This is a genomic window from Paenibacillus sp. PAMC 26794, from assembly GCF_000316035.1.
GTDB lineage: Bacteria > Bacillota > Bacilli > Paenibacillales > Paenibacillaceae > Paenibacillus.
Window position 1 is genome coordinate 1 of sequence record NZ_ANHX01000026.1, and the last position, 16423, is coordinate 16423.

Consider the following 16423-nt stretch of genomic DNA (forward strand, 5'->3'; position numbering starts at 1 on the left):
CCCGTCACCGGCCTTTTAGGAAAAATATGGTTCTAAACCAATCTCCTTCCATTTACCCTGAGGTGTCGAAGTTGTAAATCTAAGAATGAGAGAGAAAACAGGCGAAAACATTACTTTTTAGTGGGAGGGTTGTTATCTACCCAGCAGGAAGTCAAGCACGTAGAATCTCAAATTATGGGTTTGTAGCGCCTATCCTGATGGGTTAGATATACTTGTCCTCCACAGGAGCATGCTCTCAGCCGATGGTCAAGCCAGCTGTTTATTGAATTGATGTCGTAGAAGCTGCGATTGCCTTTCAGCAACAATTGAGCCTTTACAGCAACAAAACAATCGTACTCGCCAATTCACAGTACATGGTGAGCCAGTTCAATAACGTCACGCTTGAGTGCAAAATCAACTCAACCCACCTTTTCGCTCCTAAGGACAAAGACCTGATCGAGCAAGCGTTTTCCATTTTAGATATAAACGGTAACGAGCTTGTTAAGACGCTAGGCTAACGTAATCGCCACCCCCTACGCCAAAACCCCAGCACCTTAGGAGCCACTTTACGGCGTTAAATTAAACAGATAAAAAAGTGGACGGAAAAAGTTCTTCCGCCCAACTTTTTTTGTATCAATTATTTATTAGAGCACCCACATTTCATATTATCAGAGTGAATCAATAGCAACTGCATTATACTTAACGTGTCTACATCAAACCCAACAAATTATAGATCATTAATGCTGCTTCTGCACGGCTAGCATTCTTCTTCGGTGCAAACTCATCGTTACCTACACCGTTTATTATGCCTGCTCCCTGTATTGCCTCTACCGCTTGCTTCGCATAACTTGCGATGTTTGCTTCATCCTTGAAGGCTGTAGCTTCACCACTTGCTAACGCTAGTTGCTTCATTTGGATCGCCTTGTATACCATAACCGCCATATCTTCTCGCGTAATGTTCTCATGAACTCCGAATCGTCCATTTGGTTTCCCATTCACAATCCCCAGCTTCTGCGCGGTTGCGATATTTCCATGGTACCATTCTCCTTGCTTCACATCACTAAAACTTGTCGTTGCGCTCTCATCCGATAGTTCAAACAACTTCATCAGCATGGTGATGAATTCTGCTCTTGTCACTTGACCATTCGGATTAAACTCGCCGTTGCCCATACCCTTCACAATGCCTCTTGCTCCCAATGCTGAGATCGCATCCTTCGCCCAGTCTTGGGTCACATCCTTAAAGCTCGTTGCAACATACGCTACCGTATACTTGCTCAGATACGTTGGCTTGAACTCTACTTTTCCTGTCGCTGCATTGTATTTACCATTCGTCACCACTCTTAGCTCTCCGTTGTCCTTCACATCGTATACAACGACGTTGTTTGGATTTTCGTTAGCCTTTAGTGTGTATGGCAATTCAATCACAAGATCATCTCTGCCATCAAACTCTGTAAGTTTCTTACCATCAATCGTTAGCTCGATATCGTATACGACCTCACCGTTCAGCTGAGCTTGTGCGCCAGCTGGCAGTTGATTCGCTGCAATTTTCTTAATCGAAAATCCTAACGTTTTTCCCGCACTTGTTCCTGTTCCAAGCAGTTCGGTTGCCACGGTTACAACTGCAGAGCCTGTGTTGATCTCGATGCGATCTACCGTAGAAGATCCACTTGTTAAGCGCGGATCTACGGCTAGCTCAATCGTTAGCCCATTCAAGCTTGCATCAGCTTCAACTCGCACCTGTAGCTTACCGCCTATCGTTTGATCAAGCGCACGCTTCATTGTATCCGCACTTAACTTCACTTCAGAAGTACCGCTCTCATTTACAACTGGTTTAATGTTTATTTGGCCGTTGTCCATGACCACTGGCTCATTTCCACCTGGAGCTGTTGGTACTGTAGGTGCAGGAATGTTACCGTCACCGCCACCATTTCCATTACCACTGCTTGGTGCTTGTGGTGTTCCTGACACCACAACCCCTGCGGATTCATGTCCCGCTGCGTTTACCGTAGTAATACGGAATTCATAACGCGTACCATTCGCAAGTCCTGTGACTTCATAACTGCTAGCCGCATTGTTCAGCGTTACCGTCTTAAACTCTGTATTTCCAAGACCTGTAATCTTAATAGCGACTAGATCGCTGTCTGTAGGATTACTCCATCTCAAAGTCAGCTTCTGATTACCTGCTGTTACACTTGTTCTTGTCACTTCTCCTGGTGCAGTCGGTTCAACCGATGGTGTTACCGTTACCGTAGCGCTTGATGATAAACCACCATCCACTGTAGTTACTGTAATCCTTGCTGTTCCTGGTGCCATCGCTGTTACTTGACCTGTCGCACTTACAGTCGCTACAGCTGTATCGCTAGAGCCCCATGTTACTGCTTTTTTCGTTGCATTAGCTGGTGCTACCGTAGCTGTCAATTGCCCTGATTGACCTTCTACGATGGACAACGTCGTTTTGTCCAAGCTAATTCCGCTAACGGGTACGTTCTTCCCACTGAGTGCATCATACTCACTTTGTGTAATTGGAATTACCGTTCCGTGACGCGGACTAGCTGGTAAGTTGTAGTTAGAAGATAATGTCCAGACACCTGACGCAAGATTTGTTGTCTCGAATGGAACATAACCTCTTCCACCAAACTCATCTACGAATAAATACCATTTTTCATCTGTATTCGATTTGAAGATCGTTGGACCCTCGACCCATTTGATATTACCAACGCCTTGATTAATCATCTTGAAGGTTGGATCTAAGATCGAGTCACCCACCTCTTGGAAGATCATCTTGCCAAATGGAGCAGAAGCTCCGTTGTTTTGCTCATCCTTCGTAAAGCGATACACTTTTCCTTCATGCTCAATCATCGTTGTGTCAATGATTGAATATCCATAATCCAAATAAAGTTGCGGTTCACTAAACGTATAGAAATCTCTTGTCTTGCTATACATCATTTTTTGATAAGCATCGCCTGTATGGGATGCATCATCAAACATTCTTGATGCCCAAAATACGATATATTCACCCGTTGTCTTGTCGTACATAATTTCTGGTGCCCATGTATTACCCGCTTCTTCCGGTGCAACCTCTACCATGCGTTGATCTGTCCAGTTGACCAGATCATTCGATTCCCAAACCATAATGGAACGACTGCCCCATGTGTGTGCTCTGCCCCAGTTACCATTGCCGTTAATTTTCAGATCGGTAGCGATCATGTAGAACTTGTCACCTTCAGGCGAACGAATAATGAACGGATCACGTACTCCCTTCTCCCCTAAGCTAGAGGTCAATACAGGTTTACCATCATTCAATTCTCGCCAGTTCAACGGATCATTGCCGTTACTTAGTGCAAAGTAAACTTGCTCGCCTGTTGCAGTACCTTCTCCTGTGAAATATGTGAAAAAGTATCCCGCATATTTTTCATCAGCAGGCAGTTCCTTCACCTTCGCAATGAATTCCTTCGTCGTGGATGCTAAATTTAATGTAATCGTAGCTGTAAGCTTCACGTCTACATTTCCACTACCGTGTGCCGGACGTTTTACTTCTCCAGTAACTGAAACGACGTTCGGTTGAGCAGAAGCCCAAGTAATTGTTGTTCCGTATAGTCCAGATGCTGGTAGTGCTATATGACCTCTTACATCATTCATGTTATGAACGACTAGTGCTGCTTTTGCTTCATCTACAGAAGTGACATCGTTTGGCAATGCCTTAACTGTCAACTGGAAAGTTTTGTTAACTGTCTCTGTACCATCTGTAAATACTGCTGTTAACGTTACAACTTGATCACCTTTTGCGTTAGCTGGTCTGGTTACGGCACCTGTAGTTGAAATCACATTCCCCTTATCTGAAGTCCAGCTTATTGTTGTGCCATAAGCACCTGATGTTGGCAATGTCACATTGCTTATAATCGCATCTTTTGATGCATTAGCAGCAAGAAGATCATGAATCGTTAATTTCTCCGTCGCAGCTGATACAAGCATGCCCTCCATCAAAGCAATCTTCTGATCTGCATGAGCCTTAAGTGATGTAATATCTGCCGCAGTCATAGCACCATCATAGATTTGGAAGTCTGCAATCATACCGCCGAAGTATGGATCAGCTGTATAGAATGACTTACCGATGGTTCCACTACTGCCTGAAGTATTTTTTATTTGTTCTAGTGTCATTCCATTCGTTGAGCCTGATGCAACAGCAACACCATCGATATAAAGCGTTAGTGTACCATCCGTGCCTGAAACAACAGTCGTAACGACTTTCCATTCATTATTCTTTAAGCCCGTGGTAGAAGTTGAAGACTCATTATTCCAAGCATTCGTCGCGATACCTAAACGAGCTAGACCGTTAGCGTTATAACGTGGTGTGAAATACGTATAGTGCGTATTATTGTTTGGTCTTCCTAATGCATATAACCACTCGGCAGCGTTTTTACCGCTCCAGTTCACAATGGATGAAACGGTCATATCCGTTAATCCATCGAGAACTCCTTGTGGCAGTTCTACATAAGAGTTAGTTGTGCCACCAGTAAAGCTTAGTACACCAGCATCTTGTGTACGAATCCATTCTGCTTTAGACGGATTCATCCATTTTCCGTTGAAGTTTCCTGTTTGGTCAATAACCGTCGCACCATCGATATCATTCATATCGTAGTGAAGAATGAGCTCTGCCCCAGATGGCTGCTCTACTGGAGGAGTAACGTCTTCATCAGCTAATGTTGCAATCTCTTCAACGGATAATGCACGATTATAAATACGGAAATCATCAAATTCACCATCAAATAAACTATGAGAGCTGTTTCTCGATTTACCAATATAATTCATCGTTGTTTCCAGTAACATTCTCGGCTCAACGTTAAATGTCGAGCTACGTTTAACCTCTTGACCATTCACATACAATACTGCATCAAATTCATCCATTGTAATTGCAACATGCTGCCAAGTCTTCGTTGGTAATAACCCGGAATTTCTCACCGCATATTTATATTCTGATCCCAGTTTCGTGCTGTCATTGCTAAATTTCTCTGTAAAAGGTGTTACGACAGCGAACTCTAGACTACCTGTATCACCTTGTGTGCTCAAGTACATGGTGTTGCGGTTAACCTGTCTGCCTGTTTCGGAAGCAAAATCAAATATTCTTTGATTTGCTTGATTGCTGTCCATTTGAACCCATGTAGAGAACGTAGCCTTCTCCAGATTCAAGGATTGAATCAAGTTATCTGGCAGCTTCACATATCCTGTTGATCCATTAAGCTCTAGTGCACCACCCGTTTTACCGATACGATCCTCTTCATTAATCGTTGCTCCACCTACTAGAGCTGCGTGATGACCATTACCAGAAATGTCATTCAACGTTGTACCATTTACTGTATCTTCATCAAATGAGTAATGTACAACCGGGTCTGTTGATGGTGCTGGACCTTTCCATGCATACTTCTCTTGCAAAGCATCATACTCTGCACGTGAGATTGGAATTACCGTCCCGTGTCGTGGTCCTGGCGGCAGTGCATATTGATCACTACTTAATACATTGTTCATATATTGCGTGCTACTATCCAGATCTGTTGTATATCGAACATGATATGGCCATGAATCAAGGAACAGATACCATTTGTCTTTTTTATTATCCTTAAAAATCATTTGCCCTTCGTTGTTTCCATTATTTCCGATCAAGCCAAGTTTATTATCACGTGTACCCGGAACAGCGTCGTATTGAAGGCCGTTAGCTGCAATATTGTCCTTGTCATAGTAAAAAGTTGGTGCTTTCTCCACATACACTTTAGTATTCACTTCTGATTTGGTGAATCGGTACAACATATCATTATGCTCAATAAACGTTGTATCAATTGTCGGAAGTGACTCATCAATCATGACCTTTGGCTCAGAGAAGTTGTAGAAGTCTCTTGTTGTTGTGTAGTACATCACATTGTACTGACCTGCAGGTCTTCCGTTATAATCACCATATGTCTCTGTGTTTTTCATCGATGATGCCCAAAATACGATATACTCTCCAGTTACTGGATCATAGACAGCTTCTGGTGCCCACGTATTTCCTCCAGTCTTAGGAGCAACCTCGATCATACGCTGCTCGCTCCAATGAACGAGATCCTCCGACTCCCAAATCATCATGTAATGACTACCCGTAATTTGAGCTTGATCGAAATTTGTACTTTCGCCCATTTTCAAATCGGTTGCCAGCATATAGAATTTATCACCTTCTGGTGACCGAATAACAAATGGATCACGAAGTCCTTTTTCACCCATATCAGATTGAAGGACCGACTTACCATTATTCAGCCCTTTCCAGAACAATGGATCTTCAGCTGTAGCGAAGGATATCTCTTCACCACCCTCATATTCACCTGTAAAGTACGCAAAGAAGTAAGCATCATGCTGTACTGGCGCAATTGCTTGTTTAATCGTAACGTTAAACGTAAGCTGTTTAGAAGCTGCACCATTTGTAATTGTAGCTATTAGCGTAACGGGCGTATCCGTAGCTTGACGGCTTACCCAGCCTAGCTGTGTAGCGTTACCATCCGCTTCAGCCGTTCCTTTCACAACTGCCGGTCTGCTAGATACCCATGTAATTGTGGAGCCTTGTTCACCTGTAGCAGCAAGACGTAAGTTACCTTTAACGTTGTCAGCATTGTAGATCTCTATTTGTTCAGCGTCCAGATCAACCTTCTGCTGATCATCGAATTGCTTCAAGATCGTAACAGGGAATACAGCTGTAGTTGATACTCCTTGATACGTTAAAGTGGCCGTAAGCTCTGCCTGAACATTACCTGCTTGAACAGCTGGACGTTGTACAGTGCCATGGTTAGAAATGACAGTAGGATGACTAGAACTCCAAGTAATGCTCACGCCGTTTTTACCGTTTGTCGGTAATGTAACGTTTCTCGTTATCTTATCGGTGCTCTTATCGCCTTCACCTAAGTAACGACTGATGTTCAGTTGATTCGCTGCATCATCAACAGTGAGCTGACGTATTTTTGAGATGTGAGTTGTTCCTTCTTGTTGATATAACTCGCCTACTTCTTGCTCCGTCAACGCGCGATCATATACTCGAAAATCAGCCACGCTACCTTGAAGATATGGATCGTTTGAGAAGATTGATTTACCGATAAAGCCAGAGAAAGTAACATCCGGATTAATAATTTCTGACAGCTTTAGTCCTTTCGCATTACCCGAAGCAGCAACCTTAACTCCATCAACGAATAACGTTATCGTATTTCTAGCTTCGGAGAAGGACACCGTTACATGCTTCCACTGTCCACCGATAAGGTTTGAGTTTGCGCTACCTGTAACTAATGCTTCGTTCGGCCAGCCATTTCTAGAGATACCTGTCGCAATCATATTACCTGATCCACTACCGTGACGTGGTGTTACGAAGAAATATTTGTTCGTTTCTGGTGTTAATACAGTACCCAAACCGAAGATCCAGCGATTCGTACCATCATTCGTCCAGTTCACGATTGAAGATACTGTAATCTCGTTCAGACCGTGTAGTAGATCTAGTCCATTTGAGCCCTTAGGAATCTCAACATGTCCACTATTAGATGTAGAGCTTCCACCATTGAAGGAAACAAAGCCAACCTCACTGTTTGAAATGAATTGTCCATTGTTTGGATTTCTAAATATTCCGTCAAATGTAACTGCCTTGTTGGCAACATCCTTCAGTACGAGTTGACCGTCTACTTCTTCGGTCGTTTTCATGTTGTAATGAAGAATAAGGTCATCTTTTAGCGATTTTCCCTTAACGGTAACGGCTGATGTAGCTGTAAACTCTCCATCTTCAGTCTGTACCGTAATTATGGCTGTACCTCCACTAACAGCTGTAACTTTACCCGTTGAATTGACAATCGCTACACTGGAGTCACTAGATGTCCAGATAACTCTTTTATTCGTTGCATTTGAAGGTGAAATCGTAGCCACTAATGTCTCGCTGTCCCCCACTGATAAAATAAATGTAGGTTCATTAAGCAAGACACTCTTAACGGCAATCTGCTCAATAGAGTCATCCTTAGGTAGTAAGGTAACAATAAACTCCTTCGTTGCCTGGCTTCCACCTAAAGAAATGGTTGCAGTTAACGTCACTTGTTGCTCCATTTCTCGTAAGAACACTTCCCCGGTTGGACTAATCGCACTCTCATCACTAGAAGTCCATGAGATCATTGCGCCATTCTTATCTTGAGTAGGCAGTTCAAGAGATTCTGTAACTGCCGATATATCACCTAACGTTAGCTCTATTTTGCCTTGTTGTATTTGCTTTTCATTAAACGATTGTTCATATACTACAGCGATATCTTCATTATTTAGTGCCTCTCCGTAAATTCTTAAATCTTGAAAGCTGCCGGCAAAAGTAGCATCCTCTAAATAATTGGAGCGACCGATGTAAGCATGCAAATCAGTACCAAAACTTGCTGTTGTTTTCTCTTTGGCGGTCGTGCCTATACTTACACCGTTAATGTAACCTGTAATAGAGCGTTCTGTAATGACCGTCGTATAGTGAACCCATTGACCTTCGTACTGTGTCGTTGAAGTGCCTGATACCCCTACCTCAGTCGTCCAAGGCTGGTCAACATTATTGTTATTCGTAAATACTGACTTAAAATCACCACTTGGATTCGATGGATTAAACATCCAGTAATTCGTTGGCAAGTTATTGCCAGCTGCTGGAGTACCGTAGAATAATGCTGAGTAGTTCCCACTTCCAGTGTTGCTCTTGATCCATACAGATATCGTTGTATTTTCTTGATTATCAAACAAACCAGTAGGAAGCTGAACGTAGTTTGTATTACTATCTGTTCCCCCAGGTAGAGTGAGACCATCGGTGTACGTAATGTCTCCTACGGCCGTTCCATGCTTTTCATTACCTGATATATCCTGTACATCCTCAAGCAATGGATAATGCGCCAACATCGTTGGTGTTATTGTGCCCGCTGAAGCTTGATTGCTAAATGGCAGAACAAGATTAAACCAGCTACTGAAGGTCATAAGTAAAACTAACATTAGGATTGTAATTTGCTTCCGCATAGCATTCTTCCCTTCGATTAATTTTCAGAAGCATACAACCCATATCTCTCACCTTTAAAACCAGACCACCTCGCTCAAGGAAATAGAGATACGTTTTAATAAAAAGAATGCGCTTACATTTCTTCTCATATTACGTCTTCAACACTTCCAATTCAATGTAGTATCTTGTTCATAAGGTGGATTTTTTTATTGCAATTCACGCAAACTTCAACACTATCCCTATACTTCGAAGTAATCGTTTTCATTCTAAATATACTCTATGTTTAAATTAAAGGATTGAACGCCTGATAAACATAATATATATAGTTGGGCGCTTGTCATATGCACAACGTGTCCGAATACGATGCGGTAAGCCATGGGCGCACCGCATCGAAAAATAAGGAGGATTTTCATTTATGCCAAAACGATTTAGCAGAATGCTCGCGTTCCTCTGTTGCTTGGTAATGGTGGCGTCGCTAATGCCTACCAGCTATGCCGCCGCCACTGACAACATCGAGAACGCAGAAGCGAATGAAACACCCACCGCCATTTTTGGAACTCCCGAACTCGGGTCAAACGACCCACTCTGGGGACAGACCATGGAGCATCACATCAACAAAAGCACTGTGCCCGCCGATCCCAGACCCCATGCCACGGGCACAGCCAGAATCCTTTGGGACCATGACTACCTATATTCCCGAGTAGTAGTGAATGACAGTAATCTATATCAGGGAGCTGGCGGAGATCACCAGTACGACAGCCTGGAGTTTTATGTCGGCACCGGAACCGGAGGCTCAAACCAATGGCGCGTCAGCGCGACGGGCGTGTTCTCAGGGCAGGCCGCTCCGGGCAGAGCTGCATGGACCCAGGTCACGGAAACAGGATATATCGTGGAGATGAGAATACCCAAAAGAACCTTGACCTTGGAGGAGGGCAAGCTTACCTTTGAGGTTTATATTAATAACTCGACGGAAAAGGGCGGTGACCGCTATGAAGTCGTGTCCAGTTTCGGAGATCCGGACGCGGCTTACACCAGCGCTGCTTCTTTTACAGACAGCCTGCAGCTCTCTTTAGCCAATGAAGTGGACACCAGATTCTCAATCACCGCCACTGCGGGACCGGGCGGCTCAATCATGTCGAACCCACCCGGCGATGTTCTGAGAGTAGATCGGGGCTCTAACAAAGAAATTACGTTTACCCCCGATTCCGGCAAAATTGTGGATACCGTAACGGTAGACGGCGTGACCGTGACTCTATCTGCTGGTACTTATACCTTTTCGAATATTGAGGCTGATCATACCATTCATGTGACATTCAAGAACGATCCGGACGCGGGGATACTTCCCTTTATCGTATGGAATGACAACTTCGCCAGTGGCGAGTACACAACGGCTGTTATCATTGATTTAGGCGAGGGGAAGTCGGCGTTAGGCTCCGCGCTTAATCCGGACTTGTTTACCTTGTCAGCCAGGAACACAACCCTGAACGGCGAAGCAGTGACCTTTGAAGGGACGCGCAAGATCACAAGGGTATACGCTAATGACGAACCGAAGGTACGCGGCTATCTGGGGCCGGTAAGCAATTCACCGGATTATCAGGACGGACTGGCAAGTGGCCGTTACATCGTAGTTGAGTCTGAGTTTTATTCAGCGAGCGGCGGCAAAACAACGCTGGATGGCAGCAGTAACTCGACAAAGCAGGTTTACAACATCGTCCCAAACGGAGAGATCGTAATGACAGAGGGGAGTCCACTTCGCAACGTGGTTTTTGAACAGGAAAAAGTTGTGAATCCGATCCTTGACAAGTTTACAACGTTTACGGGCAATTCGGTCAATCGCTCGCTCTACCTTCACAAGGATGAAGACGGTAAGGTGATCAAAGGATTGCCGCTGTATGTTTATACCCACGGCATGTCACGCGGCGGCACAAACGCTGCGACAGACCAAAAAGCGGCCATGAAATCCGCCAACGGCTCGGTCGCTCTAATGAAAAAAATGGAGAAAAATCCTGACAAGTACGCCAGCCATGTACTGAATATTTCCTATAATGGCGTATCTGTTCCCTCAACAGAGAATGTTAAGAAGGTCATAGACGCCCTGATTGCCAGCGGCGAAGTAGACCCTAATCGTGTTTACGCGGCGGGCTTCTCATGGGGCGGCCAGTATACAAACAACTTAGTTAACAGCCATCCTGGCTTCTTCGCCGCCGCCGCACCTATGGCCCCGGTAAGCGGTTCACCCAACGCTAATGCCAATGACGCTCACAACACCTTGGCCTATTGGATGTTTTTAAATGCTCATAATGTTGGAGGCTACCAGACTAACCTCAATAACTTCATAAATAACAATATGCCGAAAATGATCAACGCGAGGGCTTCGCGCTTTGAGAGTAATGAGGTCCTTACGTGGCCCTACAATCAATTTGATCAGCCGAATCTGAGGCCGAATCCGGCCAACACACCTGTTCTGGCTGATTACATAGCCCACGAAGTTGAAGCGGCGGTTCTTTACAACCAGATAACTATGGGGAATTGGAGCATAGCTCCCACGGCGCAGTCCTCTAACTTGCCAGCTTGGAACAATGACTACACAGACGTCTTTGATTGGATGTTCTCGCAGAGAAAACCGGTCGTGCCCGGTGCTCCGAGCGGCTTCAAGGCGACAGCCGGTGACGGACAGGTCACATTGAGCTGGACCGCCCCTGCTGACGACGGTGGCAGTGCGATCTTGGGCTACAAGGTATGGTATGGCAACGTGAAGCCGGTCACACTGGATGCGACGGAGACCAAATATACCTTCAAGAACCTGACAAACGGCCAAGGCTACAACTTCACCATCATTGCGGTGAATGCGAAGGGCGACGGCGCGGAGATCAGTGCGACGACGACGCCGATGAAGACGACGACTCCCACTGTGCCTAATTCTGGCGGCAATACGGGCAACACCGGAAACACCGGGAACATCGGTAATACGGGCAACACCGACAATACGGGCACCGGGACAGACGCTGGAACGTTGAAGTCGACATACACAGTGAATACACCGAAGGATAAGCCCCCGGTCACAGACAAAAACGGCAACACCACCCTCCCCGGCGGTGGCGAGATTGTGACCAAAGGCGGGACCAAGATTGAGGTACCCGAAGGCACAACGATAGACTCAAACGGTAAGGTAACCATTCCGGCAGACAAGAGCGCCGAAGTGACACTACCCGGCGGCAACAGCACAGTGACCATTTCGGGCGGCTCCACGATAGCGAGCGACGGTACGGTTACAGTAGGCGGCAAAGACGCGTATGTGGACCTGCCCAACGGCAACCGTGTGCATATCCACGGCGGATCGAAGATACGGAGCGCGGGAGCGGTTGTGGTAGGACCGAGCGGCGCAAGAGTTGGCTTAGACAACGGCATGTCGCTGAACATCCGTGAGGGTACGGAGCTAGCATTTGATGACGCCACCCCACTGGGCTTCCTCGTGCTATCGGGCAATCCTTTCAGGGATGCCAACATGGACGACTGGTTCTACAACGATATAAATTTCGCCTACACATACGATCTTTTCAACGGCACGACGTCCACGACGTTCTCACCGGGCACCGCAATGACGCGTGCAATGTTCGTGCAGGTACTGGCCAATCTTGAGAACGTAAACCTCTCCAGCTACACGAGTTCCCGCTTTAACGACGTGACGGACGGACAGTGGTACACGGCGGCAGCCGAGTGGGCAGCCGAAAAAGGCATAGTCAACGGTACAAACGCAGACCTGTTTGACCCCAATTCACCGATGACGCGCGAGCAGATGCTGGTGATACTGTACAACTACATGAAGTACAAGGGCTATGAGATACCTGAAAGCCACTCAAAGTCCTTCGCGGACGAGAGTGAGATCAGCTCCTGGGCGTTGGAGGCCGTTCAAGCGCTGCGGGGCATCGGCATTGTATTAGGCAAGACGGACAACTTTTTTGCTCCCAAAGCCATCTCCACCCGCGCCGAAAGCCACAATCTTTGTAAGGTTCGTCGAATATTCGGCTAAGTGAAAGCGTATACAGAATAATGCAGACCCTTCCGGCTGGACAATATCCCGCCGGAAGGGTCTCCTTATTTTCAAACTACACTTTTTTTGACAACTCCACGGTCAGGAATTAAACCCTCGATTTTTTCATCTAGAATATTCGTCCCCAAGCTCGACCCCAAGTCCAAAAATTCTAATTAATGCATGTTCTGATTTATTTCACCACAAAAAAAACGCCATCGCAATAATGTGATGGCGTTCTTAATTATGGAGCCTAGGGGGATCGAACCCCTGACCTCATCGCTGCCAGCGATGCGCTCTCCCAGCTGAGCTAAGGCCCCAGGATATGAAATAGATAACCTGTCCAACACTGCAACGTTCCACAGGCGACTCCTATATCATATAAAATCCAGCTTTCGCTGTCAATCACTTTTTAAGATCCAAAGTGATTGGAGAAGAACAACCGATTTCTCTGGTACACACGGACTGGAACTCCAGACTGCTCTTCTCCCTTTACCAACTTCACTAATCCTCCAGATTGTCTTTGGACAACAGGGATTTTAGTTCTTTCATGAACATATTGATATCTTTGAACTGACGATACACCGACGCAAAACGGACATACGCCACTTCATCGACCGGAAACAACTGTTCCATCAATAACTCACCAATCTGGCGACTCTCCACTTCAGCATCAGCTGTATTACGCAGAGATTTCTCCACTTCAGATACCATCATCTCCAGGGTCTCTACGGAGACTGGACGTTTCTCACAGGCACGAATAAGCCCGCGGAGAATCTTGTCCCGGCTGAACTCTTCCCGGCTACCATCTTTCTTAATAACGATCAGTGGAGTCTCTTCAATCATCTCAAACGTTGTAAATCTTCGGGCACACTGCTCACACTCACGGCGACGACGAATGGATTTTGCTTCGTTGGCCGGACGCGAATCAAGCACTTTGGTACCCATATAACCGCAATAAGGACACTTCAAAACAGATCACTTCCCACGTTTTACTTTTTACCACATATTCCCTGTACTGATTTTGTAATGAAAAACGCATTGCCGACACATAATACTTTTACCAACCCGCGAGGAGGTGAACAGCAATGGCACAAAGCAATGGTAACTCCAACAACTTGGTGGTAACTAAAGCTTCCGCAGCACTCGAGCAAATGAAATATGAAGTTGCTCAAGAACTCGGAATCAGCATCCCACAAGACGGATACCAAGGTAACATGACTTCTTACGAGAACGGTTCGATCGGTGGATACATCACGAAGCGTCTGGTAACAATTGCAGAACAGCAATTGGCAGGTCAATACCAATAATATCTGCATCGTAATACGCTACACAGAGGAGCATGGAGCGGCCGGTGAATAACCGGCCTGCTCTGTGCTTCTACTTATATACTTAGAACGTATTATAGATCTTTACATACTGATTATAATAGTAAATGACTCTTTGTACATAGTGACGCGTCTCACCAAACGGAATATCTTTCACTGTATCGAACGAGCCATCCCATACACCATCTCTAAGCCAACTGTTCACTTTGCCTGGACCCGCATTATAGGCAGCGATCATAACTGCTTCATTGCCATCGAATTGATCGGCCAGATTCCGCAGATACCATGTGCCTAATTGAATATTTCGTTCAGGCTCGTGCTTCAATTCCTCCAGCGAAGTGTCGGGAATTTTGGCTTGTTCCAGTATCCAGTTGGCCGTGTCTGGCATCAGTTGCATGAGACCAATGGCACCTCGTTTGGATTCCTTGCTTGTCTTGAAATTGGTCTCCACCTTGATAATGGAAGCAATCAGAAACGGATCAACCTCATAGCTCTGAGATTGGGCACGGATCTCTTCCTTATAATGTATGGGATAGAACCATGCCATCCAGTTTGTATTCAGAAATAACACCAGTACAAAGGACACAAACATCAACAGCAGTACACGTTTTTTACGCAATATTCTCATAACAAACCCTTACGCTGTAGATATGAGTCAATTTGCTGCTCCGTCGCAGGCCATAAGCCGCTGTTATCGATGACAATGTCTGCCAGCTGCTTTTTGCGCTCAATATCCATCTGTACATCCATTCGAGCCTCGGCCTGTGCTGCAGTCATTCCATCCCGACTCATCAAGCGATCTCGTTGCACCGATCTCGGGACATATACAACCATGACTTCCTCGAAACCGTCCTCCAGGCCTGATTCGTAGAGCAAAGGAATATCAGACACCACAAGTTTATCCGGATATTGCAACGCGTATGCAGCAGCCCGTTCGCGCATCTCTCTTCGGATCGCCGGATGTGTGATAGCCTCCAATGCCTTTCGTTCCTCGGGTTGTTCGAAAACAATACTTCCAAGCTTTTTCCGATTCAGTGTTCCATCTTCGTTCAGTATGGCTTGTCCAAACCGCTTAACAGCGGCGGCCAACACGGGATGCCCGGGCATCATAACTTCCCGGGCAATAACGTCTGCATCGATGAGCAACGCTCCCTTACTGGCGAGATAGGCGGAAACACTGCTCTTGCCTGTCGCGATCCCGCCGGTTAAGCCTATATTCATCGTTTCACCTCATAACAACTTCATTATTCCCATAATCATTAACAATAGCGCTGGCAATACAGACAGTCTTCGCATCCAGCGCAGAGCTGAGAATCGTAGGCCAACCTTCATGCCGAGTGACAGAAACGCCCCACTAAACAGTGCAATAATGAGTGCTGTCCATAGTGTAGGGAATCCCAGAAGTGCCGCTCCCAAACCTGCTCCAAACGCATCCAGAGACAGGGCAATACCCAGCCACATCGCTTCTTGGGCAGATATACTCCCCGAGTTATCCATATCCGCCTTGGAGGGACTGCGAAGAATCTGAATGACAACGCCCAGCTTGCGCAGCTCCAGTGTAAATACCATTCGTTCCAGTGATCCATTTGAAGCCGACTGCTCCAGATCCAGTGCGAGCACCTGATTTCTGCCCTTTGAAGCCGACAGTCTCTCTTGTGCTACCCCCACTCCAGTTACCGTTGCTTCTGTTCCCTCACCCGTTCCCGTGTCTGTTTCCAGCTGTTCTTTGCCTTGCTTTCGAATAAGTTGCAACAGTGACCATGCACCAATACCTATCAATATAACGGCTCCCACGATCGAAGCGATATCCGGTGACACCACATGGGACAACAACACACCTACTTGCATCGACAAGGCAATAACCAATCCCGAACAGATCGAAATAACAGCGATAGATAACAGGGGAATCTTAGTCCTCCGTAACCCATATGTAATCCCGACTCCAAAACCATCTAAACTAAGCGCCAAAGCAAGCGCCAGCAATGAAATAAAATGATGCAGCACCCCGGACTCCTCCTCTGTGCGGTACTCGTGCCAACTGAAGATGCCAGTATGGGTATACGCCCGCTTATTTCTGCCATATCA

At 45.9% G+C, this 16423-nt stretch carries 7 protein-coding genes and 1 tRNA gene; 2 read left to right on the forward strand and 6 right to left on the reverse strand.

Annotation, left to right across the window (positions count from 1 at the left end; all coding sequences use genetic code 11):
• Positions 1–687 precede the first annotated feature (687 nt).
• A complete protein-coding gene (locus tag D829_RS33215) occupies positions 688–9000 on the reverse strand; it encodes an immunoglobulin-like domain-containing protein (protein ID WP_051153962.1) in 8313 nt (2770 codons plus the stop codon).
• A 395-nt stretch (positions 9001–9395) separates the two neighbouring features.
• On the opposite strand from D829_RS33215, the gene D829_RS0113695 reads away from it, so the two are divergent.
• Entirely contained in the window at positions 9396–13010 is a 3615-nt protein-coding gene (locus D829_RS0113695; protein ID WP_017689470.1) for an S-layer homology domain-containing protein, read from the forward strand.
• A gap of 247 nt (positions 13011–13257) precedes the next feature.
• On the opposite strand, the gene D829_RS0113700 is transcribed toward D829_RS0113695, so the two are convergent.
• Positions 13258–13330 (reverse strand) — tRNA-Ala (locus tag D829_RS0113700).
• Positions 13331–13514: 184 nt separating this feature from the next.
• Positions 13515–13982: a transcriptional regulator NrdR gene (gene nrdR / locus D829_RS0113705; RefSeq protein WP_026081166.1), complete on the reverse strand. Its 468-nt coding sequence runs from the start codon at positions 13980–13982 to the stop codon at positions 13515–13517.
• A 116-nt stretch (positions 13983–14098) separates the two neighbouring features.
• On the opposite strand from nrdR, the gene D829_RS0113710 reads away from it, so the two are divergent.
• On the forward strand, positions 14099–14320 hold the full coding sequence (locus D829_RS0113710) for an alpha/beta-type small acid-soluble spore protein (protein ID WP_017689472.1): 222 nt from the start codon (positions 14099–14101) through the stop codon (positions 14318–14320).
• Between the two features lie 82 nt (positions 14321–14402).
• Here D829_RS0113710 and D829_RS0113715 read toward each other — a convergent pair whose 3' ends face one another.
• The 3 genes from D829_RS0113715 to D829_RS0113725 are packed head-to-tail and all read right to left on the reverse strand — an operon-like array spanning position 14403 to position 16384.
• The gene (locus tag D829_RS0113715; RefSeq protein ID WP_017689473.1) at positions 14403–14966 is read right to left on the reverse strand and encodes a lytic transglycosylase domain-containing protein; all 564 of its coding nucleotides are present in this window, start codon (positions 14964–14966) and stop codon (positions 14403–14405) included.
• Entirely contained in the window at positions 14963–15559 is a 597-nt protein-coding gene (gene coaE / locus D829_RS0113720) for a dephospho-CoA kinase (RefSeq protein WP_017689474.1), read from the reverse strand. Before coaE ends, D829_RS0113715 begins: the two co-directional genes overlap by 4 nt.
• A 9-nt stretch (positions 15560–15568) precedes the next feature.
• The gene (locus D829_RS0113725) at positions 15569–16384 is read right to left on the reverse strand and encodes a manganese efflux pump (protein ID WP_081595005.1); all 816 of its coding nucleotides are present in this window, start codon (positions 16382–16384) and stop codon (positions 15569–15571) included.
• Positions 16385–16423 lie beyond the last annotated feature (39 nt).